The following is a 25,929-nucleotide window of genomic DNA, read 5'->3' as shown; positions in this document are numbered from 1 at the left end:
GCCGGAGAGGCGGAAGCCTCAGCTCGTGGGCTTGGCCTCGCCGGCCTTGCCCAGCAGGCCGATCTTGTTGCCCGACACCTCGTAGACGAAGATGTCGTGCGCCGCCAGCTCGCCCTTGTCGTCGAACTTGATCTCCTTGCCGACGCCCGCGAAGGACTCGGACTTCAGGTACGAGTTGATGTCCTCGGCCGTGGTCTTGCCGTTCCTGACGGCGTTGATGAACGCCGTCGCGGCGTCGAAGCCCTCGGTCGAGTAGATCGCGACGTCCGAACCGAACTTCGCCTTGTAGTCCGTCGCGAACTTCTTCGCGGTCGCGTTCGACTTGCCCTCGGGGTCGATCAGGCACCCGCAGGACAGGAACGTCCCCTGCGCGTTCTGCTGGCCCTCGGCCTCGATCAGGCCCGCCGCCACCGAACCGTCACCCGACATCAGCTTGCCCTTGAACCCGGACTCGCGCAGCTGCTTGAACAGCCGCCCCGCCACCGAGTAGTAGCCGCCGAAGTACACCGCGTCCGGCTTGAACTGGTTGATCTTGTTCACCGTGGACGAGTAGTCGGTGGCCTTGTCGTCCACCGAGTCGCTCTGGACCTGCGCGCCCTTGGCCGCCACCGCGGTCTTGATGCCGCCCGCCAGGCCCTTGCCGTAGTCCTGGTTGTCGTCCACCGTGAAGACCTTCTTGGCCTTCAGCGTGTCCGCGATGAACGTGCCCGCGCCCGCGCTCTGCACGTTGTCGTTCGCGACCACCCGGTGCCAGAAGCTCCAGCCCTTGCCCGCCAGCGTCACGTTCGTCGCGGACGGCGTGATCGACGGGATCTTCGCCTCGTTCAGGATCGGGTTCACCGACTGCGACTCGCCCGAGAACGCCGGGCCGATCAGGCCCACGATCTTGTCGTTCTTGATCGCGCCCTGCGCCAGGGTCGTCGCCTGCTCCGGCTTGCCCTGCGAGTCGTAGGTCTTGAACTTGATCTTGACCTTCGGGTTCGTCGCGTTGTACTGCTCGATCGCGAGCTGCGCGCCCTGCTTGGGCGGGATCACCAGACCCGAGTTCTCACCGGTCAGGTCACCCATGAACCCGATCGTGACCTCGTCGCCACCGCCCGACTTCTTGTTGTCGCTGCACGCGCCGGCACCGAGCGCCAGCACCGCGCTCACCGCCACAGCACCGGTGACCCTCATCATGTTGCGCCGCAAGGTGCCCAACCTTTCCATCCGGATCCGGGGAGGGATCGGGTACGAGTCATGCCCCGACGCGTCCGACATCCTGGGAGGAGATATCGGTCACTCGGGGACCAGGTATGTCGTACACCGAGCAGTGGCGACGAAACACTCCCCCCGGACAGAAGGGTTACTCGTTCGTTACTCCCCCGTGCCCTCCGAACCGGCCCGATATACAGCGCGAATCACGCTCAGTGATCGGGTCGACCACGCACCGGCGCGATGGAACGACACGTGTCGCAACCCCCGGCGGAACACCGCGCCGACCGTCCTCGCGCGCCCGCTCGAACCGTCCCAAGGGCTCACTCCGATGGTCCTCAGACCCCGCCCGTCCTGTCCACGCCGCCCCACCGGCCCCCGGGCCACGCGGCCCACCGGCCCCATGCGCGCGCACGGGCGCAGACGACCGGAACGGGCGCAGACGGGCGCGACTCCGCGGTCAGCCCGCGGCGGACTCGTCCCGGTCAGCCCGCGGCGGACTCGTCCCGGTCAGCCCGCGGCGGACTCGTCCCGGTCAGCCCGCGGCGGACTCGTCCTCCGCGCCGGCCGACCCGGCACCGGCGATGACCGCCTCCGCCACCGCGCGCATGGTGAGACGCCGGTCCATCGACGTCTTCTGGATCCACCGGAACGCCTCCGGCTCCGTCCAGCCGTGCGCCGCCTGCAGCAGCCCCTTCGCCCGGTCCACCACCTTGCGGGTCTCCAGCCGGTCCGCCAGCCCGGCGACCTCGGCCTCCAGCGCGCGCAGCTCGGTGTACCGGCTCACCGCGACCTCGATCGCGGGCCGCAGGTCCGACTTGGTGAACGGCTTGACCAGGTACGCCATCGCCCCGGCCTCGGTCGCCCGCTGCACCAGCTCGGCCTGCGAGAACGCGGTCAGCATCACCACGGGCGCGACGCGCTCCGCCGAGATCCGCTCGGCCGCGCTGATCCCGTCCAGTACCGGCATCTTGACGTCGAGGATCACCAGGTCGGGCTTCAGCTCGACGGCGAGCCGCACCGCGGCCTCACCGTCCCCCGCCTCGCCGACGACCTCGTAGCCGTCCTCCTGAAGCATCTCCTTGAGGTCCAGCCGGATCAGGGCCTCATCTTCTGCGATCACAACTCGCCGAGCGCTCTCCGTCACGCGCACGAGCCTACCGGCGTCCGCTACCCTGGTCCCCGTGACCCCTCTCCTTAGGACACCGAATCGGACATAGCACCAGATGTCCACTATAAGCCCCGATATCCCAATGGCAGAGGAAATGTGCTCAAACCACATCAAGTGTGGGTTCGAATCCCACTCGGGGCACAAATAGACAAATAGCAATGAAGGCGCCGCCCGGTCACGGGCGGCGTTTTCGTCGTAGCCCCGTGTGACACTCGCGGCATGTATGACACCAGGACGCGAGAACGGGCGCTCGCCTTGCTCGACCAGGGCCTCACGGTGAGTGAGGCCAGCCGACGGTCGGGAGCCTCGCGCTCGGCCTTCCGAGAATGGCACTTCCGGCGCTGCGCAGGCATTGCGCCCGCAGCTCCGAAAGCCGAGTGCCCACGCTGCTCCATTCCTCCGACGGAACGTGAAGATCCGACCGCGTACACGTACCTTCTCGGCCTCTACCTGGGGGACGGGTGCATCAGCCGGGTCGGTGACAGGAAGAAGCGCGTCTGGTCACTGCGGATCATCTGCGCCGACGCATGGCCGGGGCTGATCGCGGAGTGTACGGCCGCCATGCGGGCGGTCCGGCCCGCCAACAAGGTACGGATCGTCCCCAAGCAGGGCTGCGTGGAGATCAACTGCTACTCCAAGCACTGGGCCTGCTTGTTCCCTCAGCTCGGCGAGGGCAAGAAGCACAGCCGCCGCATCGAACTCGCGGACTGGCAGCAACGGCTCGTACACGACCACGCCCCGGCGTTCATCCGCGGACTTCTCCACTCGGACGGGACGCGCTTCCTCAATCATGTCCGCCGTCCGTCGCCGTCCGGCGACCGCTGGTACGAGTACCCCCGATACAACTTCACGAACGTCTCCGATGACATTCGAGACCTCTTCACCCGAGCGCTCGATCACCTCGGGATCGCGTGGCGGCAGATGAACAAGGTGACGATCTCGGTTGCCCGGGCCGAGGCGGTGGCGCGGCTGGACGAGTTCGTGGGGCCCAAGTACTGACGGTCGTGGGGCGGGTCAGTCGACGAGGTTCTGGAGGAGGGCTCGGAGGGCGTTCTGCTCGTCGGCGGTGAGGGCGGTCAGGGGGGTGTGGGCCGCGAGGCGGTCGAGGACTTCGGCGCGGCGCCGTTCGCCGGCCGGGGTGAGGACGATCTGCTTGGCGCGGCGGTCGGTGGGGTGGGGGCGGCGTTCGAGGAGGTGCTGCTCTTCGAGGCGGTCGATGACGAAGGTGGCGTTGGGGGGTTCGCAGACCATGCGGTGGGCGAGTTCGCGGGCGGTGATGGGCTCGGTGAGCTCGCGGAGGGCGATGACCTGGGTGGGGGTGAGGTCGAGGTCGTCGGCGGCGCGGCGGACGTGGGCGTCGAGGCGCTGGATGAAGCGGTGGGCGAGTTTGCAGATGTCGCGGTCGAGCTGGGTGTCGGCGGCGGGCTGGCGCATGGGAGGAGTCTAGCGGTGTCGTTCGAGTCGTGATAATTAGGACTCGAATCATTCGAGTCATAATTAGTTGGGCGGTGGCGCTTCGTGCTGCTCTGGTCCTTGATGCTCGTGGTCTTCGGGTTGACGACGGGCGAGTTCGTGGTGGCGGGGATCCTGCCGGACGTGGCGGGGAGTCTGGGGGTGCCGGTTCCGGCGGCGGGGCTGCTGGTGACGGCGTACGCGGCGGGGATGATCGTCGGCGGGCCGGTGGTGACCGTCCTGACGGCGCGGTGGTCGCGGCGGGCGCTGGTGGCGGGCCTCGTCGGGGTGGCGGTGGCGGCGAACGCGTGGTCGGCGGTCGCGCCGGACTACGGGTCGCTGCTGGCGGGGCGGTTCGCGGCGGGCCTGGTGGTCGCGACGTTCTTCGCGGTGGCGGTGACGACGGCGGTGGAGACGGCGCCGGAGGGCGGGCAGGCGTCGGCGGTGGCGCGGCTGACGGTCGGGATGAATCTCGGGATGGTGCTGGGGACGCCGCTCGGGACGCTGGTGGGGCACGCGGTGGGGTGGCGTGCGTCGTTCGGGATGGTCGCGGTGCTGGTGGCGGTGGCGTTGCCGCTGGCGGTGCGGTCGGTTCCGGGGCGGGCCGCTCCGGGCGCGGGCTCGGCGGGGTTGCGGGTGTTCGCGGACCGGGGGGTGCTGGCGGCGATCGCGTTGACGGTGCTGGGCAATGTCGGGGTGGTGATGGTGTTCAGCTTCATCGCGCCGCTGGTCACGGAGGTGGCGGGGTTCCCGGCTGGTGCGGTGCCGGTGCTGCTGCTGGTGTACGGGGCGGGCGCGGTGCTGGGGAACTTCGCGGGCGGATGGCTGGCGGATCGGGCGTTGCTGCCGTCGGTGGTGGGCCTGCTGGGGGCGTTGACGGCCGTGCTGGCGTTGGGCTGGACGGTCGGTGCGCACCGGGTGTCGGCTCCGGTGCTGGTCTTCGTGCTCGGTCTGCTGGCGTTCGCGGTGATTCCGGGGATGCAGACGCGGGTGGTGACGGCGGCGCGGACGGCTCCGACGCTGGCGGTGGCGGTGAACGCGTCGGGTTTCCAGGTGGCGGCGGCGTTCGCGGGCTGGCTGGGCGGCGGGGTGATCGACGCCGGGGACGGGCCTCGGGCGCTGTATCCGGCGGGTGCGGTGCTGACGGCGGCCGGGCTGGTGCTGGCGGTGGTGGTGCTGCTCCGGGATCGCCGTCCGGCCGGGCGCGCGCCGGCGGCGGAGCGGGACGCGGTCGCCGAGGAGGTCTGAGCCGTCGTCCTGCGGACGAGGGATATGTGGCGCGTTCGTCCCCTTTGCGTCTTCAGTGCGGTTCGGGACCTGTGACGCGAGACGGGGTCGTTCGCCTCTCCTCCCCCATCGGGCGGCGGACGATGCTGGGGCGTAGTCCTTGAAAAGTGAACGACTGGCCCGCCGCCCGGGGACCACCGAGGCGGCGGGCCACGGAAGGGGTGAAACGGAGGAGGTGGAACGGAGGGGGTGAAGCGGCTACGGGCCCTCGCGGCCCGCAGGCGTTCGGTTCTTTCGAAGAGGAGGCCAGGGCGATGGCACGCGGCATCTCAACGAATCACAACGAGTCAGTGGCGCGGCGGGGCGTCTCCGTCAACCACAACGAGCGGCCGGTCAAGCGCGGCATCTCGCTCAACCACAACGAGCGGCCGGTCAAGCGCGGCATCTCGCTCAACCACAACGAGCGGCCCGCCAAGCGCGGCATCTCGCTCAACCACAACGAGCGCCTGGTCGGGCACGTGCGGTAGGTGTCCACGGCGTCCTTCGTGGGCGCCGGTGTGAGTCGAGGGGTCGGCGATGGGGTTTCCGGTGGTTCGGCGCGGAGCCCGCGTTCGTTCGGCCCTTCGGGTCTCCGGGTGGGTTCCGGCGTTGCCGCGGACGGTGTGGACGGTGCTGGCGGGAGACGCGATATCGGCGGCGGGCAGCGGACTGACGCTGCCTTTCCTGATCGTGTACCTGCACACCGTGCGGGGGCTCGGGGTGGGTTGGGCGGGGTTGGCGGTGTCGTCGGAGGCGGCGTCGGGGCTGGTGGGGAATCCGGTGGGCGGGTGGCTGTCGGATCGGGCGGGGGCGCGGAGCGCGCTGGTCGCGGGGTTGGCGGTGGCGGCGGCCGGGTCGGCGGCGCTGGCGGGGGTTCGTTCGGTGGGGACGGCGCTCGTGGCGTGCGGGGTGCTGGGTCTGGGAGTGGGGGTGGTGTGGCCCGCGCAGGACACGTTGCTGGCGGGGCTTGTGGATCCGTCGCGGCGCTCGGGGGTGTTCGCGGTGCGGCACGCGACGATGAACGTGGGGTTGGCGCTGGGCGCGGCGGGGTCGGGGCTCGTGGTGTCGTTCTCGTCGCCGGCCGGTTTCGCGCGGCTGTACCTGCTCGACGCGTTGACGTTTCTGGCGTTCGTCCCGGTGTTGCTGTCGTGTCGGGGGCTGGGACGGCGGCGGCGTCCGGACGAGCGGGACCGGGCGGATCCGGGGATGCGGCGCGTTCTGGGTGATCGGGCGTTCCGCTGGGTCTGGGTGTGGTTGGCGCTCGTGGTGGTGTTCGGCGCGGCGCAGTTCCATGCGGCGTTTCCGGCGTATGCGACGCGGGTGGGCGGGGTGTCGGCGGCGGGGTTGGGGGTGGTGTACGCGGTGAACTGCGCGGCGGTGCTCGTGGTGCAGTTCCCGGTGCTGCGGTTGATGGCGGGACGGCGGCGGACGAGCGGCATGGCGGCGGTGGGTCTGTGCTGGGCGGCGGCGTGGGGGGTGGCGTTGGCGGCGGGGAGGTCCGGGGCGGGGACCGGCGGGTTCGGGGTGGCGATGGCGGTGTTCGCGGTGGGTGAGGCGTTCCTGTCGGCGACGGTGGCTCCGCTGGTGAACGAGATGGCTCCGGTGGCGTTGCGGGGTCGGTACAACGGGCTGGCGGCGCTGGCGTACACGGTCGGGTTCGTGGTCGGGCCGGTGCTGTGCGGGGGGATGTTCGCGGCGGGCGCGCCGGGGACGTTCCTGCTGGTGTGCGGTGCGTCGTTGCTGATGGCGGCGCTGGGCGCGGGATGGATCGCGAGGTTGCCGCCGACCGGTTCGGACCGGGCGGCGCCGGACGGGAGTGGTGCGGTGTGAGCGGACGCGTCGAGGAGCTGCTCGATCACGGTCGGGCGCTGGAGGCGGAAGGCGAGCTGGACGCGGCGGGGGCCGTGTACCGGGACGTCCTGGACATGGCGGGGCTGTCGGACACGCAGCGCGCGGACGCGCTGCACGGTCTGGGGCTGGTCGCGCGGCTGCAGGGCCGGTACGCGGAGGCGGAGGGGTTGCTGCGGCGCGGGATCGCGGTAGCGGAGGACGGGTTGGGCCGGGACGCGCCGGAGACCGCGTACCTGCTGAACGAGCTGGCCGTCCTGTTCAAGTACGCGGGCCGTTTCGACGAGGCGGAGGCGCTGTACCGGCGGGCGCTGGCGGCGCTGGAGCGGGCGGACGACCCGGACCCGGCGGATCTCGCGGGCCTGTGCCACAACCTCGGCGGGCTGGAGCACGCGCGGGGCGACTACGCGCGGGCGGCGGGGTACGCGCGGCGTTCGGTGGAGCTGCGGGTGCGGGCGCGGGGCGAGGACCATCCGGACGTCGCGGCCGACCGGGCGGCGCTGGCGGCGATCCTCGACGCGCTGGGTGAGGACGCGGAGGCCGAGGCGCTGTTCCGCGCGGCGCTCGGCGCGTTCGACCGGGCGGGGAACGAGCCGGAGGCGGCGGTGACGCGGTGCGGTCTGGCGGCGCTGCTGCACAGCCGCGGCGATCTGGACGGCGCGGAGGCCCTGTACCGGGAGGCGCTGGCGGTGCGGGTCAGGGTGTGCGGGGCGGATCATCCCGATCTGGGGGTGGTGCTGCACAACCTGGCGCTGCTGTGCGAGGAGGGGGGCCGGGCGGCGGAGGCGGCGCGGCTGTACGGCTGGGGGGTGCGGGTGTTGGAGCCGGCGGTGGAGGCCGGGCATCCGGCGCTGGCGGCCTGTCGCGGCGGTCTCGCCGCGACAGGCGGGGCGTCCCCCGGTTGACCGGACGCCGCCCTCCGAACCGGCAACGTGCGGGCGTCAGTCGTTGAGGTGGGCGATGGCGTCGCCGATGCGGTGGACGCGCAGGGCGTTGGTGGAGCCGGGGGTGCCGGGCGGGGAGCCGGCGACGATGACGACGCGGTCGCCCTTCTGGCAGCGGCCGGACTCGAGCAGGCCCTGCTCGACCTGGCGGACCATCTCGTCGGTGTGGTCGGCGAACGGGACGATGTAGGTCTCCACGCCCCAGACGTGGGCGAGGCGGCCCCGGACGGCGGGGACGGAGGTGAAGGCGAGCAGGGGGATCGGGGAGCGGTAGCGGGACAGGCGGCGGGCGGTCTCGCCGGACATGGTGAAGGCGACCAGGGCCTTGGCGTCGACGATCGCGCCGACCTCGGCGGCGGCGCGGGCGATGGCGCCGCCGACGGTCTCGGGCATGCGGTCGAGGGTGTGGGTGGCCTCCAGGCTGGCCTGCTCGGCGGTCTGCACGATGCGGCTCATGGTGCGGACGGCCTCGATGGGGTACTGGCCGACGCTGGTCTCGCCGGACAGCATCACGGCGTCGGCGCCCTCGAAGACGGCGTTGGCGACGTCGCTGGTCTCGGCGCGGGTGGGCCGGGGGGCGCTGATCATGGATTCGAGCATCTGGGTGGCGACGATGACCGGGCGGGCCTTGTCGCGGCAGAGCTCGATGGCGCGCTTCTGGACGATGGGGACCTCTTCGAGGGGCAGCTCGACGCCGAGGTCGCCGCGGGCGACCATGATGCCGTCGAAGGCGGCGACGATCTCCTTGAGGTTCCGGACGGCCTGCGGCTTCTCGATCTTGCCGATCAGCGGGACGCGGATGCCCTCCTCGTCCATGATCTTGTAGCAGGTCTCCGCGTCCTCGGGGGTGCGGACGAAGGACAGGGCGACCATGTCGACGCCGAGGCGCAGGGCCCAGCGCAGGTCGCGCTCGTCCTTCTCGGTGAGGGCGGGGACGCTGACGGGGACGCCGGGGAGGTTGAGGCCCTTGTTGTCGGAGACCATGCCGCCGACGGTGACCTCGGTGGTGACGCGGGGGCCGTCCACGGCGGTGACGCGGAGGGCGACGCGGCCGTCGTCGATGAGGACGGTGTCGCCGGGCGAGACGTCGCCGGGGAGGCCCTGGTAGGTGGTGGACACCTCGCGGCGGGTGCCGGGGACGTCCTCGGTGGTGATGACGAAGGTGTCGCCGAGCGTGAGCCGGACCGGGCCGTCGGGGAAGCGGCCGATGCGGATCTTGGGGCCCTGCAGGTCGGCGAGGACGCCGACCGCGCGGCCGTGGCGTTCGGCGGCGGCGCGGATGCGGTGGTACACCTCCTCGTGGACGGCGTGCTCGCCGTGGCTCATGTTGAGCCTGGCGACGTCGACGCCGGCCTCGACGAGGGCGTCGATCCGCTCCGGACTGGAGACGGCGGGGCCGATGGTGCTGATGATCTTCGCTCGACGGGTCACGTAGCACAACGGTATCGAGTTACCTGCCGGTATCGGTATTTGGGCAGCTCATCGACCTCGAAGGTTCATCGAGTGGTCCAGCCCAATGGTCTGGACCACCCGGTTCGGCCCCCTCGTCGCGGCCGTCGTCCGGTCAGTGGCCGAGCGCTTCGGCGATCAGTGATCGGACGCTTCGACGGTCAGTGGCCGAGCGCCTCGACGGCGGCCTGGCAGAACGCCTTCAGGTCGTCCGGCTTGCGGCTGGTGACCAGCCGCGTCGGGCCCGCGTCGCAGACGTGGACCTCCTCGTCCACCCAGGTGGCGCCGGCGTTGGTCAGGTCGGTGCGCAGGCTCGGCCAGGACGTGAGCGTCCGGCCGCGCACGACGTCGGCCTCGATGAGCGTCCAGGGCGCGTGGCAGATCGCCGCGACGGGCTTGCCCGCGTCGAAGAACCCGCGGGCGAAGGCGACGGCCTTCGGGACGGTGCGCAGGAAGTCGGGGTTCGCGACGCCGCCCGGCAGGACGAGGCCGTCGAACTCGTCCGGACCGGAGACGTCCACGGTGGTGTCGACCGCGAACGTGTCGGCCTTGTCGAGGTGGTTGAACGCCTGGATGCGGCCGGACTCGGTGGAGACGAGGCGCGGGGTGCCCCCGGCCTGCTCCACGGCCTTCCAGGGTTCGGTGAGCTCGACCTGCTCGACGCCCTCGGGCGCCACGAGGAACGCGATCGTCCTGCCCTTCAGGCCCGTGGCCATGATGTCCTCCTATGTTCGGGTTGGTTACCTTTGGAGCCCCTGCCCTGGCCGGGGCGGGTTATTCAGGGGGCGCGAAGTGGGATACCGGGAGCTGGCCGCGCCCGCCGCGCCGGGCCTGGCCTGCGCGTGGGTCCAGACGGTTCCGGCGAGCGCGGGACGCCTCGTCCAGCGGGTGGTGCCGGACGGCTGCGTCGATCTGATCTGGTGGTCTCCGGACGCCGAGCTGATGGTGGCGGGCCCGGACACCGGCCCGATGCCCACTCCCCTGGCTCCCGGCACGACCCTGGTGGGGGTCCGTTTCGCCCCTGGACGCGCCGTTCCCGCCCTCGGCGTCCCGGCGGACGCTCTCCGCGACGCCCGTGTCCCCCTCGGCGACCTCTGGGGCGCCTCCGCCGTCCGCCTGGCCGAAACGCTCGCCGAAGCCGTCCCAGAGCCTTCTCCGGCCGCCCGGCAGGCGGATGCGCTGATCGCAGCGGTGGCGGAGCGGGTCCGCGCGGCCGAGCCGGTGGACCCGATCGTCCAGCCGGTCGTGGCGGGGCTGGCGTCAGGGGCGTCCGTACGGGACGTCGCGGACGCGGTCGGCCTGGGCGAGCGGCAGTTGCGGCGGCGGGCGCTGGCGTCGTTCGGCTACGGCCCGAAGGTGCTGCAGCGCGTCCTGCGGTTCCAGCGGGCGCTGCGCGAGGCGCGTGCGGGCAGACCGCTCGCCGAGGTCGCCCTTGCCGCCGGATACGCGGACCAGCCCCACATGTCGCACGAGGTGCGGGAGCTGGCGGGCGTCCCCCTGAGCGCCCTCCTGACCCCCTCCAGCTAACCGCGGCCGCACGGCGCGCAGCACACCGCGCAGCACACCGCGCAGCACGGCGCGCAGCACGCACCGCGGGGGCTCACGCGACGCGGCGGGCGGCGTGTACGCGCGGGGTTGCCGTCGCGCGAGGGACCTATGGGGTTTACGTCCGGTATCGGCCGCTTTTCTGGACCGTTCCGGACAAGGGCGTGAGCTGCGCTTTTCTACCACAGCTGATGATCTTTGGGGGCCGGGTTAGAGAGACGTTCACCAGACCCGGTTACGCGCGTTACCGATGATGCGGGAGGTTCGTTCCGGCATTTCCACGATCGGAGAGAGACGGGAGCCGGAATGCCGGACATGGAGCCGTCCCTGACCCGTCGCCGCCTGCTGGGCTCGGCGGGCGCGGTCGCGGCCGCCGCGTTCGCGGCCGAGGTGCTGCCGCCCAACGTCCGCCGGGCGATGGCCGAGACCGCCGGGCCGCCGCGCAACGGCACGCTGCGCGACATCGAGCACGTGGTGATCCTCATGCAGGAGAACCGGAGCTTCGACCACTACTTCGGGGTGATGCCGGGCGTCCGGGGATTCTCGGATCCGCACGCGCCGAGACTGCCGGACGGCAAGCCGGTGTTCTACCAGCCGGACCCGAACAATCCCGCCGGGCACCTGCTGCCGTTCCACCTGGATTCGCGGAAGACGAGCGCGCAGGCGATCCCGTCCACGAGCCACGCGTGGCAGGTTCAGCACGACTCGTGGAACGGCGGGAAGATGGACCGGTGGCTGATCGCGCATTCGGCCGCGAACGCGGACGGGGCGAACTACCCGTACGTGATGGGCTACTACACGCGCGAGGACATCCCGTTCCACTGGGCGCTGGCGGAGCAGTTCACGGTGTGCGACCGGTACCACTGCTCGGTGCTGGGCCCGACCTGGCCGAACCGGCTGTACCTGATGTCGGCGTCGATCGACGCGGACGGCGGGCACGGCGGCCCGGTGATCTCGAACGTGGACCCGGCGCCCTACACGTGGAAGACCTATCCGGAGGCGCTGACGCACCACGGCGTCTCGTGGAAGGTGTACCAGCAGACCGACAACTACGGCTGCAACGTGCTGGAGTACTTCAAGGCGTTCCAGGACGCGCCGGAGAGCTCCCCGCTCTACAAGAACGGCCTGCGCACCTACGACGCCGGGCAGTTCGCCTACGACGCGAAGCACGACCGGCTGCCGACGGTCTCGTGGATCATCCCGACGAGCTACCAGTCGGAGCATCCGGACTACACCCCGGCGGCGGGCGCGGACTTCGTCGCGAGCCAGATCGACGCGATCGCGTCCAACCCGGAGGTCTGGCAGAAGACGCTGTTCATCCTGAACTACGACGAGAACGACGGGCTGTTCGACCACGTCCCGCCGCCCACTCCCCCGGCCGGGACGAAGGGCGAGTTCGTCGGCGGGCAGCCGGTCGGCGGCGGGTTCCGGGTGCCGTGCCTGCTGGTCTCGCCGTGGACGCAGGGCGGCTGGGTGGCGTCCGAGCCGTTCGACCACACCTCGACGCTGCGGCTGCTGGAGCGGCTGACGGGCGTCCGGGCGCCGAACCTGACATCGTGGCGGCGCAAGGCGTTCGGGGACCTGACGTCGGCGCTCGGGGTGGCGCCGGGCCGGCGTCCGCCGAAGCTGCCCGACACCAAGAAGGAGCTGCGCCGGGCCGTGGACGAGATCGCGCACCTGCCCGCGCCGACCTTCCCCGGCGGGACGCAGAGCCCGCCGCACCAGCGGCACGGGTCGCGCCCGCGGCCGCGGCACTGAACCCGCCGGACGACAGCGAAGGAGGCAGGAGATGCCGGTCAAGATCACCCGGCGGGCGGGGCTCGCGGTGGGAGCGCTGGCCGTCGCGGCGGCCGCGGCGTGGCCGACGGCGGGCGCGCTCGGCCTGACGGGCGGGACGACGACCCCGCCGCCGCGCCCGCCGAACGCCGCGGCGAACCCGGACGCCTGGACGCCCGCGCCCGGCGCGCAGGGCCAGGTCAAGGCCCGGGCCGGGGCGACGCAGGCGTTCGTCGCGCTGTCCTCGCAGGGCCGGATCGCGCAGGTGGACGTCGCGACGCACACGATCGTCGCGACGAGGATCAGGACGGACGCGGCGCGCGGCGTGGCCGTGACGCCGGACGGCCGGAAGGTGTACGTCGCCGACACCGGCCAGTACGACGTGGCCGCCGTGGACGCGTCGTCCGGCGCCGCGAAGAAGATCTTCGTGGGGCCGTACCCGCAGGCGGTGGCGGTCACGCCGGACGGGCGCGCGGTCTACGCGGCGGTCACCGGCGGTGACACCGGCGCGGGCGGCTCGGACGAGGTCAAGGTCATCGACACCGCCGCCGACCGGGTCACCCAGACGATCAAGGTCGGGACCGCGCCGCACCAGATCGCCTTCTCCCGCGACGGCCACCGCGCGTACGTGACCTACGCGGGCGGCGTCGGCGTCGTGGACACCGGGACGGGGAAGGTCGTCCGCAAGATCGCCGACCCGGGCGGCGCGCAGGGCGTCGCCGTCACCCCGGACGGCCGGACGCTGCTCGTCACCAACCCTCGCGCCGGCGACACCTGGCTGCTGGACGCCGCGTCCGGGAAGGTCCGGGCGAAGGTCTCCACACCGGACCAGCCGTGGGGCGTGGCGGTCACGCCGGACGGCCGCAAGGCGTACGTGGCGCGGATGAACGCCGGCTCGGTCGCCGTCCTCGACCTGCGATCCCGGAAGGTCACCGGGCAGGTCAGGGCCGGGAAGCTGCCCGCGCCGGTCGCGATCACGCCGGACGGCAAGGAGGCCTGGGTCGGCAACGTGTTCTCCGGCGGCGTCTCGGTGATCGACACCGCGTCCGACCGGGTGACCACGACGATCGTCGGCGGCACCGGAACCAAGCCGATCAACGCCGCCCCCCAGTCCATCGCCTTCGCCCCGACCCCCTGACCCGCCCCCACCGGACGGCTCGTGCCCCTCGCCCCCGAGGCACGGGCCGTCCCCCAAGCCCCCACGACACGCCGACCGGCCTCACCCCGAGCGGGGTGGCTCGGGGCGGGCGCGCGGGCGGGCCGGCGCCGACGGGAGTGGGGCGTGCGGTCAGGGGACGGGGCGTAGGCGGCGGGGGAGGGTGGCGACGACCACGTCGTAGGCTTCGCCGACCAGCTCGCGGATCATGTCCGCGTCGAGGTCGCCCTCCAGCAGCACGGTGACCCAGTGCCGCTTGTTGAGGTGGTAGCCGGGCAGGACGGTGTCCGGGTACTCGGCGCGGAGCGCGGCGACCTCGTCCGGCGGCAGTTTCAGGCTGACGCGCGGCGGGTCGGCGGTCTCGGCGAGCAGCGCGAAGATCTTCCCGCCGACGCGGTAGACCGCGGGCTGGTCGCCGAAGGGGTGGTCCTCGGCGACGCCCGCGAGGCCGAGGCAGTGCGCGGTGATCTCGTCGGGTTTCACGGTGACCGTCCTTGCCCGGCGTCCGGAAGCGTCACGGCAGCTTGAAGTGCGGGTTGCGGATCACGCCGACCAGCTCGCCGGTCGGGCTGCGGACGACCGCGACCTCGATCCCGCCGCCGACCTCGTGGCACGCCGTGTGGGACGTGCCGCCCGCCGCGAGGAGCCGCGCCTCGGCGCCGGCCGCGTCCTCGACGCCCCAGTAGACGATCGGGCCGTCCTCCGGGTCGCCGTCCGGGTCGAGCGCGAGCTCGTAGCCGCCGACCTCGTAGCCGACGTAGAAGGGCTGGTCGAAGTAGGGCTCGAAGCCGAGCACGCCGCTCCACCACGCCTTGGCGGCGGCCAGGTCGGGCGCCGGGTAGATCACGGTCCGCAGGCCGAGGAATTCCACGCTCACCGGCTGTTCCTCTGTTCTGTCAGGGGGGCGTTCGAGGGGGCGGACGTCAGCGGCGGCGCAGGACGCCGCGCACGTACGCCGCCTGCCCGACGTGCTGGAGGCTGTCGTCGGCGACGCTGACGAGCCGGACGCCGAGCGTGACGGGCGGATCCCAGCGGTCGTCCACGATCCGGTCGAGGGCCTCGGGCGTGAGCCCGGCGAGGAGCTTCCCGGTGCGGGCGTGCACGGCCTCGTGGTACTCCACGAGCAGGTCGGCGGTGGGACGCACCTCGGTGACCTGCTCCGGCGTGTGCCCGTAGCCCGTGTAGCCCGGGTCGGCGGGCAGGTCGAACCGGTCGGCGAAACCGTCGCTCAGCCAGAGCTGCGGGCCGTCCAGGATCTCGGCGACGTGGGCGTCCTGCACGCGGGTCAGGTGCCACACGAGCCAGCCGATCGTGTTCGCGCCGGGCTCGGGCGGCGTCGCCAGCAGCGCCGGGTCGAGCCCCGCCACGGCCTCGCGGACGAGCGGCGGGATACGGCCGAACAGTTCGCCGAACACCTCGTTGACGTTCATGCCCCGCGACTCTAGTCCGCCCCTCCGACATTCGGGCGCAAGGCGTCCCGGAGCGCCGTCGCGCCGCGGGAAGGCCGGCGACGCGGCGGCGAGGGACGCGGTCGGATGTGGACGGGGGGTGGGCCCGGCCATCCCAGCGGTGGATGGCCGGGCCCTCGGTCCCGCGGACGGGACGGGCGCCCGGAAATTATCCGAATCCGGGCCGTCGCACAAGGGGCGCCCGAGCCGGGAGAGGAGTCAGGAGACCTGCTTGTTCAGCCAGCCGAAGATGAAGGGGAGCATGTTGCGCCACACCACGGTGCCGTGTTCGCCGAGCCTGGTGGTGTACTTGGTGGCCGTGGTCGGCGGCCGGACGTGGCCGGAGAACTTGTCGATCTCGGCGGGCGGGGCCTCGGGGTCCTTGCCGCCGGTGGTCAGGAGCAGCCGCACCGCCGGGGCCTTGGCGAGCAGCTCGTACGGCGCGTTCGACTTCAGCAGCTTCGGGTTGTGCGCGATCGCGGGGTTGGTGGACTCGTACGTCCCGGCGATGCCGACGCCCGTCCGGTAGAGGTTCGGGTGCTGGAGGGGGAACTTGACGGCGCAGTACGCGCCCTCGGAATACCCCATGGTGGCCCAGGACGCCGCGTCTGTCTTGACGCGGAAGTTCTGGTACATGAAGTCGCGGACGTCCTTGGTGAGCCAGGTCGCGACGGGCACCTGGCCGGGGATGTCGGTGCACTCGTTCGGCTTGCCGCCCGCGACGTTGATCGACGCCGAGACCAGGATGAACGGCTTGACCTTGCGGTCCTTGATCATGCGGTCGAGCTGGTTGCCGACGTTGAGGTCGCCGTACCAGGTGGTGGGCTCGCCGGGAGTGCCGCCGAACAGCTGGACGACCGGGTAGGTGGCGTTCGCGTCCTTCTTGTAATCCGGGGGGAGGTAGATCACGACGCGTCCGGTGACGTGCGAGGCCGGACCCGTGAACTTGGCCTCCATGCTCTTGCGTCCGGAGTCGACCTTGAAGTGCTTCTGCGTGAGCGGGCCGCGGCCGACCGGGCCGACGCCCTTCCCGCCGCCGCCCCCGCCGCCGCCGACGGTGCTCTGCATGCCGCCGCCGTCGTCGAAGCTGGTGCCGAAGAAGTCGGCCGACACCTCCGCCCAGGTGCCGTAGAACCCGCGCGCGTTGTTGATCAGCAGCCCGACCAGCGCGAGCGCGGTGACCTGGCAGCAGAGGATCATGCCGGCGCGGCCGGCGTGCCGGAGCACCCCGGGCCCCGGGATCCTGTTCCAGACGGCCATGCAGCCGGCGAAGGCCGAGACGGCCAGGAACACCGCCAGCAGCAACGTGACCGTGCCATGTGGACCCATCGTTCGCGCAAACCCCCGTGTCGCGGGCCCACGACGGGGTCCGCGGTTCGCTTCAAGCCGACGCCCCAAGAGAAGGCTACGCCAGGGCCAAGCGTTGGCATCAGGGCGTTGACACTCCGGACGACTGATCAACTATAAGCCAGGGAAACCGTAAAGAAGTCCGGCCGGATGCGCGATATCCGCTTTTTCACCTGCCGCTAACCTTGGACAACGCGTTTCCGGCGGCCCCGGACGCGAACGCCGCGCCCCTCGGGAATCCCCTGGGACGCGGCGTTTCGCGTTGTCAGAGCATGTTCAGCGAGCACTCAGAGACCGTCCAGCACTCCCCCGGACGGCCCCCGAGGTTTACTCAGCCAACCGGACGACTCACCCGGCCAACCGGCCGAGCGAGCGCACGGACCGGCCGACCGATCAGGTGAGCGGGCGGGCGGTGGGAGGGATCGGGTAGGGCAGGACGGTGCGGCCGGCGAGGAACTTGTCGACGCCGTGCGCGGCGGCGCGACCCTCGGCGATCGCCCAGACGATCAGGGACTGGCCGCGGCCCATGTCGCCCGCGACGAAGACGTCGTCCACGCTGGTGGCGTAGTCGGCGTCGCGCTTGACGTTGCCGCGCTGGTCGAGCTCCACGCCGAGCTGCGCGAGCAGCCCGTCCCGCTCCGGGCCGAGGAAGCCCATCGCGAGGGTGACCAGCTGCGCGGGGATCTCCCGCTCGGTGCCGGGGATCGGCTTGAACCCGGTCTCCGGGCCCTCGACGCCGACGACCTTCAGCGCCCGCAGGTTCCCGTCCTCGTCGCCGAGGAACTCGACGGTGTTGATCGCGTAGAGCCGCTTGCCGCCGAGGTCGCGCAGCTCCTCGTGCGCGCTCTCCATCTTGAACAGCATCGGGTAGGTCGGCCAGGGCTGGTGGCCGGGCCGGGTGTCCGGCGGCATCGGCATGATCTCCAGCTGGGTGACCGACGCCGCGCCCTGCCGGATGGCGGTGCCGACGCAGTCCGCGCCGGTGTCGCCGCCGCCGATGACGACGACGTCCTTGCCCTCGGCGGAGATCGGCGACTCGGCGAAGTCGCCCTCCTGCACCCGGTTCGCCGGGGGCAGGTACTCCATCGCCTGGTAGACGCCGTGGAGGTCGCGGCCGGGGACGGGCAGGTCCCGCCACGCGGTCGCGCCGCCGGCGAGGAGCACGGCGTCGTGCCGCTCGCGCAGCTCGTCGCCGGTGACGTCCACGCCGACGTTCACCGAGGTCCGGAAGGTCGTGCCCTCGGCGCGCATCTGCTCCACGCGCCGGTCGAGGTGCCGCTTCTCCATCTTGAACTCGGGGATGCCGTAGCGGAGCAGGCCGCCGACGCGGTCGGCGCGCTCGTAGACGGTCACGTCGTGCCCGGCGCGGGTGAGCTGCTGCGCGGCGGCGAGCCCGGCGGGGCCGGAGCCGACGACCGCGACCTTCTTCCCCGTCCGGACGGCCGGGGGCCGGGGCCGGACCCAGCCCTCGTCCCACGCCCGGTCGATGATCTCGACCTCGACCCGCTTGATCGTCACCGGGTCCTGGTTGATGCCGAGGACGCAGGCGCTCTCGCACGGGGCCGGGCAGAGCCGGCCGGTGAACTCGGGGAAGTTGTTGGTGGCGTGCAGCCGCTCGATGGCCTCGTGCCAGTCGCCCCGGTAGACCAGGTCGTTCCACTCGGGGATGAGGTTGCCGAGCGGGCAGCCCTGGTGGCAGAACGGGATGCCGCAGTCCATGCAGCGGCTCGCCTGCCGCTCGACCTTGGGCCGGGCGAACTCCTCGTACACCTCGGACCAGGACCGGATGCGGACGTCGACCGGGCGGCGCGGCGGGAGCTCCCGTCCCGCGGTCAGGAAACCCTTCGGGTCAGCCATGTTCGGAAGATCCCCCTCTCAGCTCTGCGCGGCGGCCATGATGGCCTCGTCGACGTCGCGGCCCTCGGCCCGGGCGGCCTCGGCCGCGTCCAGGACCCGCCGGTAGTCCCGCGGCATGATCTTGGTGAACCGGTCGGCGGCGGCCTCCCAGTCGGCGAGCAGCGCCGCCGCGGTGCGGGAGCCGGTCTCGGCGTGGTGCCGTTCGACCAGGTCGCGGACGTACTCGGCGTCCTGCGCGGTGAGCGCCTCCAGGTCGACCATCTCGGGGTTGACCCGCTCGGGCACCAGGTCGAGCACGTAGGCGACGCCGCCGGACATGCCCGCCGCGAGGTTGCGCCCGGTGCGGCCGAGGATGATCGCCCGTCCGCCGGTCATGTACTCCAGCGCGTGGTCGCCGACGCCCTCGACGACGGCCGTCGCGCCGGAGTTGCGGACGCAGAACCGCTCCCCGACGACGCCCCGCGCGAACAGCTCGCCCGAGGTCGCGCCGTACAGGATGACGTTGCCGCCGATGATCTGCTCGGCCGGTTCGAACGGCGCGTCCGCCGGGGGACGCAGGATGATCCGCCCGCCGGACAGGCCCTTGCCGACGTAGTCGTTGGCGTCGCCCACCAGGCGCAGCGTGATCCCGCGCGGCACGAACGCGCCGAACGAGTTGCCCGCCGAGCCGGTGAACGTCACGTCGATCGTGTCGTCGGCCAGGCCCGCGCCGCCCCACTTGCTGGTGACGGCGTGGCCGAGCATGGTGCCGACGGTCCGGTTCACGTTGCGGATCGGCAGCTCCAGCGTCACCTTGTCGCCGAACGCGATCGCGCCCTCGGCGAGCTGGATCAGCGTGTTGTCCAGGGCCTTGTCGAGCCCGTGGTCCTGGACGGTCGTGCGGCGCAGGGACGCGCCGTCCGGCAGCTCGGGCGCGTGCAGGATCGGGGCCAGGTCCAGCCCGGACGCCTTCCAGTGCTCGACCGCGTCCCGGGCGTCGATCATCTCGACGTGCCCGATCGCCTCGTCCAGCGAGCGGAAGCCGAGCGCGGCCAGGTACTCGCGGACCTCCTCGGCGATGAACTCGAAGAAGTTGACGACGAACTCGGGCTCGCCGGTGAACCGCTCCCGCAGCACGGGGTTCTGGGTGGCGACGCCGACCGGGCAGGTGTCGAGGTGGCAGACGCGCATCATCACGCAGCCGGACACCACGAGCGGCGCGGTCGCGAAGCCGAACTCCTCCGCGCCGAGCAGCGCGGCGATGACGACGTCGCGGCCGGTCTTGAGCTGGCCGTCGGTCTGCACGACGATCCGGTCGCGCAGGCCGTTCAGCAGCAGCGTCTGCTGGGTCTCGGCGAGGCCGAGCTCCCAGGGCGCGCCCGCGTGCTTCAGCGAGGTCAGCGGGGACGCGCCGGTGCCGCCGTCGTGGCCGGAGATCAGCACGACGTCGGCGTGCGCCTTGGACACGCCCGCCGCGACCGTCCCGACGCCGACCTCCGCGACCAGCTTGACGTGGACCCGGGCGGCCGGGTTCGCGTTCTTCAGGTCGTGGATGAGCTGCGCGAGGTCCTCGATCGAGTAGATGTCGTGGTGCGGCGGCGGCGAGATGAGGCCGACGCCGGGGGTGGAGTGCCGGGTCTTGGCGATCCACGGGTAGACCTTGTGGCCGGGCAGCTGGCCGCCCTCGCCCGGCTTGGCGCCCTGCGCCATCTTGATCTGGATGTCGTCGGCGTTGGTCAGGTACTCGCTGGTGACGCCGAACCGTCCGGACGCGACCTGCTTGATGGCGCTGCGCCGCAGGTCGCCGTTGGGGGCCGGGAGGAACCGCTCGGGGTCCTCGCCGCCCTCGCCGGTGTTGGACTTGGCGCCGAGCCGGTTCATCGCGATCGCGAGGGTCTCGTGCGCCTCGGCCGAGATCGACCCGTAGGACATCGCGCCGGTGGAGAACCGCTTGACGATGTCGGCGACGGGCTCGACCTCGTCGATCGGCACCGGCGGGCGCGCGCCCTCCTTCAGCCGGAACAGCCCGCGCAGCGTCATCAGCTTCTCGGCCTGCTCGTCGATCCTGGAGGTGTACTCCTTGAAGATCTCGTAGCGCCGGGTGCGGGTGGCGTGCTGGAGCTTGAACACGGTCTCGGGGTTGAACAGGTGCGGCTCGCCCTCGCGCCGCCACTGGTACTCGCCGCCGACCTCGAGCGTCCGGTGCGCGGGCTCGTTGCCGCCGGCCGGGTAGGCGCGGGCGTGCCGCTGCGCGACCTCGGCCGCGAGCACGTCGAAGCCGACGCCGCCGAGCCGGGACGTGGTGCCGGTGAACGCCCGGTCCACGACCTCGGCGCCGAGGCCGATCGCCTCGAAGATCTGCGCGCCGGTGTAGGACGCGACCGTGGACACGCCCATCTTCGACATGATCTTCAGGACGCCCTTGCCGTACGCCTTCACCAGGTTGCGGACGGCCTGCTGCTCGTCGAAGGCCTCGTCCACGCCCTGGATGACGCCGGTGCGTACCAGGTCCTCGACGGTCTCCTGCGCGAGGTAGGGGTTCACCGCGGACGCGCCGTACCCGATGAGCAGCGCCATGTGATGGCACTCGCGGGCCTCGGCGGTCTCGACCACCAGGCCGACCCGCGTCCGGGTCTTCTCCCGGATCAGGTGGTGGTGGACGGCCCCGGTGAGCAGCAGCGACGGGATCGCCGCGCGGGCCGAGTCGCTGCCCCGGTCGGACAGCACGATGATCCGCGCGCCGCCCTGGATCGCGCGCGACACCTCGGCGCAGATCTCCTCGAGCCGCGCCTGGAGCGCCTCGCCGCCCCCGTGCACGTCGTACAGGCCGTGCACGACGTAGGCGTTCAGGTGGGGCAGCGAGCCCTCGTCGTTGATGTGGATGATCTTGGACAGCTCGTCGTTGTCCAGGATCGGGGTCGGCAGCACCAGCCGGCGGCACGAGTCCGGGCCGGGCTCCAGCAGGTTCGCCTCCGGGCCGAGCGTGGACTGGAGGCTGGTCACCAGCTCCTCGCGGATGGCGTCCAGCGGCGGGTTGGTGACCTGCGCGAACAGCTGCTTGAAGTAGTCGAACAGCAGCCGCGGGCGCTCCGACAGCACGGCGATCGGGGTGTCGGTGCCCATGGAGCCGATCGGCTCGGCGCCGGTCCGCGCCATCGGCGAGAGGATGACCTTCAGCTCCTCGCCGGTGTACCCGAAGGTCTGCTGGCGCTTCACGAGCGTCTCGTGGGTCGGGATCTCGCGCTCGCGGCGCGGCAGCTCCTCGAACCGGACCAGGCCCTCGTGCAGCCACTCCCCGTACGGGTGCTGCGCGGCGAGCTCGGCCTTGACCTCGTCGTCCTCGATGATCCGGCCGGCCTCGGTGTCGACCAGGAAGATCTTGCCCGGCTGGAGCCGGCCCTTGCGGACGACCCGGTCCGACGGGATGTCCAGCACGCCCGCCTCGGACGCCAGGACGACGAAGCCCTCGTCGGTCACCCAGTAGCGGCCGGGACGCAGGCCGTTGCGGTCCAGGACCGCGCCGACGACCGTGCCGTCGGTGAACGTCACCGACGCCGGGCCGTCCCACGCCTCCATCAGGGTCGAGTGGAACTCGTAGAAGGCGCGGCGCGCCGGGTCCATCTCGGTGTGGTTCTCCCACGCCTCGGGGATCATCATCAGCACCGCGTGCGGCAGGCTGCGTCCGCCCAGGTGCAGCAGCTCCAGGCACTCGTCGAAGGACGCGGTGTCGGACGCCTCGATGTCGATCACCGGGTAGATCCGGGACAGGTCGCCGGGGATCAGGTCGGACTTCAGCAGCGCCTCGCGGGCGCGCATCCAGTTCCGGTTCCCCTTGACCGTGTTGATCTCGCCGTTGTGCGCGATGAACCGGTACGGGTGCGCCAGCTCCCACGCCGGGAAGGTGTTGGTCGAGAAGCGGCTGTGCACCAGCGCGATGCCCGAGGCGAACCGCTCGTCCGACAGGTCGGGGAAGAACGGCTCGAGCTGCGGGGTGGTGAGCATGCCCTTGTAGACGATCGTCCGGCTGGACAGGCTCGGGAAGTAGACATTCGTGTCCTGCTCGGCGCGCTCGCGCATGCAGAACACGACGCGGTCGAGCTCCAGGCCGGTCTTGCCCGCGTGCGGGCCGTGCGCGGCGGCCGTCAGGAACAGCTGCGCGAAGTACGGCATGACCTTGCGCGCGGCCGGGCCGCAGTGGGACGCGTCGTGCGGCAGGACGCGCCAGCCGAGGACGGTCAGCCCCTCCTCGACGCACAGCGTCTCGATCCGCTCGACCGCGGCGGCGCGCTCCTCGGCGTCCGTCGGGAGGAACGCCAGGCCCGCCGCATAGGCGCCGGCCTCGGGCAGCGCGAACTCGCAGACCTCGCGGAAGAAGGCGTCCGGGATCTGGACGAGGATGCCCACGCCGTCGCCGTCGTCCGGCTCCGCGCCCACCGCGCCCCGGTGGTCGAGGTTGCGCAGGACGGTCAGGGCGTTGCTCACGATGTCGTGGCTCTTGCGACCGTGCAGGTCGGCCACCATGCCGACGCCGCACGCGTCGTGCTCGTTCGCCGGGTCGTACAGACCCTGGTTCTGGGGCAGGCCCGGTGTGAGGGCAGCAGCGGCCATCAACCCTCCCGTCGTCGTCGTGTCACTGGCTGGGATGTCAGTGCAGGCACGGGACGGCGTTGGCCCTGCTGCGGTGAGAAGACATTACATCACTGCCGGGATCATGCCCGAGTCGCCTGGATCGCGAAACGTGTCCGGGTCCGATGATCTTCGTCGATCTCGCATGATCTCCGCGTGGTTTAGACCACCCTAGCCGCCGCCACGCCCACCAAAACGCCCTGACCTGGGGTGATCATCGTCACCGCCCCGCCACGTTTAGAAAACCGCCCCATCCTGCCGTCCGATCCCCGCTCCCCGAGCCCCCAGACCGCCACGGCGCCCGAACCGCCCCTGAATCCGTGCCCGCGGCCCGGTCCCCAAGGACACGTGGGGGCGCTGATGCGGATGGTGCCGGCGAGGCGAGTGGTGCCAGCGAGGCGAGTGGTGCCGGTGAGGCGGTGGTGCCGGCAAGGCGGTGGTGCCGGCGAGGCGCATGGTGCCGGCGAGGCGGGTGGTGCGGGCGAGGCGTCGATCGTGAGCGGACGACGGGATCAGTGGGTGCGGGCGGCGCGGTTCAGGGGGGCCGGAGCCTTTTGACCCTCGATGAGGATCGACAGGAGGGTCTCGTCCTTGGCGGCGCTCGCGGCGTCACCGCTGCCCGCGAGGCGCTGGGCCCATGCCACGACGGCGAAGTGGCCCATTGCCACGCCGCGTGCCGCGCCGTAGCCGTTCTGGCCGAACGTCGCCAGCGGACCGTCCGAGGGCAGCGGCTTGACGAAACCGCCGCCGCGGCCCTGTCCCAGCGCGTCCACCACGGCGTTGGCGGACGACGCGTCCACCAGGTTGAACACCGTCACCGACAGCGCGTAGCCATGTGTCGTGTCGGCGTAGAGGGTCCGCGCCGTCTGCGTGCAGCCCGCGCGGCGCAGGGCCTTCGCGGTGTCCGCGCCCCACACCGCCGCCGTGCAGTCGCCACCGAGCTCCTTGCCCCGCAGCGTGAGCTTGATCTTCTGGGACACCTCGATCGTGGCCGCGTCCGCGGGGAACGCTTCTGCCTGCGTCAGCGGCGCCGCGTCACTCGTCCGCTTCTCGATCCCCGCGTACGCGCGGGCGGACGGCGAACTGGAGTACGTCGAGGGCGTCACGCCGTTGGCCGCCGCCTGCCCGGCCCCTGCGTCGCTCGATCGTCCCTTCGCACGGGTGTCGTGCGTCCCGACCAGCAGCGCCGCAAGCCCCACCACGAGCAGGACCGCCAACCCGGCGGCCCACCCGAAATACGCCCGCGCCGACAGCTTCCGTTTCGCCCTGGGCCGCCCCGCCCGATCCTCGCCCGAGTTCCCGCCTCGTCCGCGCCGGTCGTCCGGACGCCGCCCGCCCTGGGCGCGCTCATCAGACGGACCGCCATCATGACGCGAGCGCGTATTTCGCCCAGCCTCGCCGTACGCGCCGCTACGACGCTTCTCGGCCCCATAGCGGGCTTCCCGTCCGACTTTGCGGTTGGACGGGTCCCCAGCACTCTGCGCGGGCTCGGCGTACGAGCCGCCGTTGCGCTGATCGGCACCGAAGCGGGCGTCCTGGCCCAGCGCTGCGTACGCGTCGGCGTCGTACTGGGCGGCCTCGTGGGAGACGCTTTGCGCGGGATGGCCGTAGCCGCCGATCGGCTGCCCGGTGCTGTAGCGAACGCTCTCGGTGGCGGCGTCGTACCCGCTGTCGTTGCGGGCGTCGACGTCGTAGCGAGCGTCCTGCGCAGGCTCGGGGGACGCGGCGGTGGCCTGGTGGGCGTCCTGATCAGGGCCTGAGGCGTAGTGAGGGGCCTGCGCCGGGCCCTCGGAAGGAGCGGGACGGCGCGGAGGCGGGGGCTGGGAGCGCGCCTCGTTGCCGCGACGGGCGCCTCGGCCGCCGCGGGAGCGGGTGGCGGGGCGGTTCATCGTTTGGCGTTGTCCCCGGCCATCTCCAGACGGCCCCAGACGAAGTCGGCGGGCTTCTCGACGGCGAGGCTGAGGTCGACCAGCTCGGCCAGGTTGGCCGGCTGCGCGCCGCCCGCCCGCTGGACCCAGGAGACGATCACGAAGTGGCCGTAGGTGTGCGCGTAGGCCGCGCTGAAGCCGCTGTGGAACGCGGGCGCGCCGTCCGGGTTCAGGGCGAGGAGGAAGCCGGTGTTGGTCGCCGGGTCGAGATCGCGGACGATCTGCTGCGCGCCGTCCTGGCTGCCCATGTTCAGCACCGCGAACTGGCCGACGTGCCGCTTGTCCTGGCTGACGTACGCGCCGCGCGCGATCTGCGTGCACTGGTGCTGGGCCAGGTCGCTCTGGAGCCGCTGGCCCCAGGTCGCCTGCTTGCAGTCGTTGGCGAGGTTCGTTCCGGCCAGCGTGAACGAGTAGCTCTTGTACGCGACCGTCTTGACGTCCGAGGGGAACACCTCGCCCTCGGTGATCGGCCGCGCGTCCGCCTGCCGGTCGGCGATCTTCGCCATCTCCTTCTCGGGCGCCCACGGCGTGAACGCGGTCGGGAGCAGCTGCTCGCTCTTGGCCGCGGCCCCGCCCGACTTCCCGTCCCCGCCGGACATGACCACGACGCCCACGACGGCCGCGACCACCACGACCAGGGCGACCGCGCCGCCGATGAGGATCTTCGGGTTCAGCCCCTTCGGTGCCTTGCCGTCCGCGCCGGAGTCCGCCGGCCAGAAGTCGCGCCCGCCGGTCTTGGTGCCGGTCGGGCCGCCGGACGGGTCGGATCCCGGGGATGCGCCTGTGTCACGAGCCTCGATCACAGTGCGGGAGCCTATCGTTCCAGCCGCCCACGCGCGCACAAAAGGGCGTTTCCGGTCGCTACGCACCGGTCCGGCACGGTCACCGTCCGAGCCAGAGCGGCCACCGTGCGAACGAGGACGGTCACCCGTCCGGACCGGGG

At 71.9% G+C, this 25,929-nt stretch carries 21 protein-coding genes and 1 tRNA gene; 9 read left to right on the top strand and 13 right to left on the bottom strand.

Going from position 1 to position 25,929, the window contains the following annotated elements; genetic code table 11:
* Positions 1–18 precede the first annotated feature (18 nt).
* The gene (locus tag ACFPCY_RS11900) at positions 19–1,191 is read right to left on the bottom strand and encodes a branched-chain amino acid ABC transporter substrate-binding protein (protein ID WP_378254290.1); all 1,173 of its coding nucleotides are present in this window, start codon (positions 1,189–1,191) and stop codon (positions 19–21) included.
* Between the two features lie 538 nt (positions 1,192–1,729).
* Complete coding sequence (locus ACFPCY_RS11895; protein ID WP_378254288.1) at positions 1,730–2,317, bottom strand: ANTAR domain-containing response regulator; 588 nt, start codon at positions 2,315–2,317, stop codon at positions 1,730–1,732.
* Positions 2,318–2,433: 116 nt separating this feature from the next.
* Here ACFPCY_RS11895 and ACFPCY_RS11890 point away from each other — a divergent pair.
* A tRNA-Leu gene (locus tag ACFPCY_RS11890) sits at positions 2,434–2,506 on the top strand.
* A gap of 78 nt (positions 2,507–2,584) precedes the next feature.
* Positions 2,585–3,364, top strand: coding sequence for a helix-turn-helix domain-containing protein (locus ACFPCY_RS11885; protein ID WP_378254286.1), 780 nt, complete (start codon positions 2,585–2,587; stop codon positions 3,362–3,364).
* Between the two features lie 15 nt (positions 3,365–3,379).
* Here the strand turns inward: ACFPCY_RS11885 and ACFPCY_RS11880 are convergent, their stop codons facing one another.
* Positions 3,380–3,799: a MarR family winged helix-turn-helix transcriptional regulator gene (locus tag ACFPCY_RS11880; RefSeq protein ID WP_378254285.1), complete on the bottom strand. Its 420-nt coding sequence runs from the start codon at positions 3,797–3,799 to the stop codon at positions 3,380–3,382.
* 84 nt (positions 3,800–3,883) lie between these two features.
* On the opposite strand from ACFPCY_RS11880, the gene ACFPCY_RS11875 reads away from it, so the two are divergent.
* The 4 genes from ACFPCY_RS11875 to ACFPCY_RS11860 all read left to right on the top strand — a co-directional run bounded on the left by ACFPCY_RS11875 (position 3,884) and on the right by ACFPCY_RS11860 (position 7,836).
* On the top strand, positions 3,884–5,065 hold the full coding sequence (locus ACFPCY_RS11875; RefSeq protein WP_378254283.1) for an MFS transporter: 1,182 nt from the start codon (positions 3,884–3,886) through the stop codon (positions 5,063–5,065).
* Positions 5,066–5,358: 293 nt separating this feature from the next.
* A complete protein-coding gene (locus ACFPCY_RS11870; protein WP_378254281.1) occupies positions 5,359–5,571 on the top strand; it encodes a hypothetical protein in 213 nt (70 codons plus the stop codon).
* A 121-nt stretch (positions 5,572–5,692) separates the two neighbouring features.
* Positions 5,693–6,913, top strand: coding sequence for an MFS transporter (locus tag ACFPCY_RS11865; RefSeq protein ID WP_378254279.1), 1,221 nt, complete (start codon positions 5,693–5,695; stop codon positions 6,911–6,913).
* Positions 6,910–7,836 carry a tetratricopeptide repeat protein gene (locus tag ACFPCY_RS11860; protein WP_378254278.1) on the top strand — a complete coding sequence of 309 codons (927 nt, stop codon included), beginning with the start codon at positions 6,910–6,912 and terminating at the stop codon, positions 7,834–7,836. Before ACFPCY_RS11865 ends, ACFPCY_RS11860 begins: the two co-directional genes overlap by 4 nt.
* Positions 7,837–7,872: 36 nt before the next feature.
* Here ACFPCY_RS11860 and pyk read toward each other — a convergent pair whose 3' ends face one another.
* Positions 7,873–9,306, bottom strand: a complete 1,434-nt coding sequence (gene pyk / locus ACFPCY_RS11855; RefSeq protein WP_378254276.1) for a pyruvate kinase — start codon at positions 9,304–9,306, stop codon at positions 7,873–7,875.
* Between the two features lie 179 nt (positions 9,307–9,485).
* Positions 9,486–10,040 (bottom strand): type 1 glutamine amidotransferase domain-containing protein, encoded by a 555-nt coding sequence (locus tag ACFPCY_RS11850; RefSeq protein ID WP_378254275.1) that lies wholly within the window; start codon positions 10,038–10,040, stop codon positions 9,486–9,488.
* A gap of 76 nt (positions 10,041–10,116) precedes the next feature.
* Here ACFPCY_RS11850 and ACFPCY_RS11845 point away from each other — a divergent pair, with 76 nt between their 5' ends.
* From ACFPCY_RS11845 to ACFPCY_RS11835, 3 genes are all read left to right on the top strand, one after another.
* Positions 10,117–10,851 carry a DUF6597 domain-containing transcriptional factor gene (locus tag ACFPCY_RS11845; protein WP_378254273.1) on the top strand — a complete coding sequence of 245 codons (735 nt, stop codon included), beginning with the start codon at positions 10,117–10,119 and terminating at the stop codon, positions 10,849–10,851.
* Between the two features lie 324 nt (positions 10,852–11,175).
* Positions 11,176–12,627 (top strand): alkaline phosphatase family protein, encoded by a 1,452-nt coding sequence (locus tag ACFPCY_RS11840; RefSeq protein ID WP_378254271.1) that lies wholly within the window; start codon positions 11,176–11,178, stop codon positions 12,625–12,627.
* A 31-nt stretch (positions 12,628–12,658) separates the two neighbouring features.
* Positions 12,659–13,783, top strand: coding sequence for a YncE family protein (locus ACFPCY_RS11835; protein ID WP_378254269.1), 1,125 nt, complete (start codon positions 12,659–12,661; stop codon positions 13,781–13,783).
* Positions 13,784–13,933: 150 nt separating this feature from the next.
* Here ACFPCY_RS11835 and ACFPCY_RS11830 read toward each other — a convergent pair whose 3' ends face one another.
* The 8 genes from ACFPCY_RS11830 to ACFPCY_RS11795 all read right to left on the bottom strand — a co-directional run bounded on the left by ACFPCY_RS11830 (position 13,934) and on the right by ACFPCY_RS11795 (position 25,789).
* Positions 13,934–14,284, bottom strand: a complete 351-nt coding sequence (locus ACFPCY_RS11830) for an MmcQ/YjbR family DNA-binding protein (RefSeq protein WP_378254268.1) — start codon at positions 14,282–14,284, stop codon at positions 13,934–13,936.
* 31 nt (positions 14,285–14,315) lie between these two features.
* Positions 14,316–14,678: a VOC family protein gene (locus tag ACFPCY_RS11825; protein WP_378254266.1), complete on the bottom strand. Its 363-nt coding sequence runs from the start codon at positions 14,676–14,678 to the stop codon at positions 14,316–14,318.
* Between the two features lie 46 nt (positions 14,679–14,724).
* Entirely contained in the window at positions 14,725–15,231 is a 507-nt protein-coding gene (locus ACFPCY_RS11820) for a mycothiol transferase (RefSeq protein WP_378254264.1), read from the bottom strand.
* A gap of 237 nt (positions 15,232–15,468) precedes the next feature.
* On the bottom strand, positions 15,469–16,578 hold the full coding sequence (locus ACFPCY_RS11815) for an alpha/beta hydrolase (RefSeq protein ID WP_378254262.1): 1,110 nt from the start codon (positions 16,576–16,578) through the stop codon (positions 15,469–15,471).
* Between the two features lie 411 nt (positions 16,579–16,989).
* A complete protein-coding gene (locus ACFPCY_RS11810; RefSeq protein WP_378254260.1) occupies positions 16,990–18,453 on the bottom strand; it encodes a glutamate synthase subunit beta in 1,464 nt (487 codons plus the stop codon).
* 18 nt (positions 18,454–18,471) lie between these two features.
* Entirely contained in the window at positions 18,472–23,040 is a 4,569-nt protein-coding gene (gltB, locus tag ACFPCY_RS11805) for a glutamate synthase large subunit (RefSeq protein WP_378254258.1), read from the bottom strand.
* Between the two features lie 530 nt (positions 23,041–23,570).
* Positions 23,571–24,947 carry a hypothetical protein gene (locus ACFPCY_RS11800; RefSeq protein ID WP_378254257.1) on the bottom strand — a complete coding sequence of 459 codons (1,377 nt, stop codon included), beginning with the start codon at positions 24,945–24,947 and terminating at the stop codon, positions 23,571–23,573.
* Entirely contained in the window at positions 24,944–25,789 is an 846-nt protein-coding gene (locus ACFPCY_RS11795; protein WP_378254256.1) for a hypothetical protein, read from the bottom strand. The genes ACFPCY_RS11800 and ACFPCY_RS11795 overlap by 4 nt, the downstream gene beginning before the upstream one ends.
* Positions 25,790–25,929: the final 140 nt, after the last annotated feature.

This window comes from Actinomadura gamaensis (assembly GCF_042652125.1).
GTDB lineage: Bacteria > Actinomycetota > Actinomycetes > Streptosporangiales > Streptosporangiaceae > Spirillospora > Spirillospora gamaensis.
This window is presented reverse-complemented; position numbering and strand designations above follow the sequence as displayed.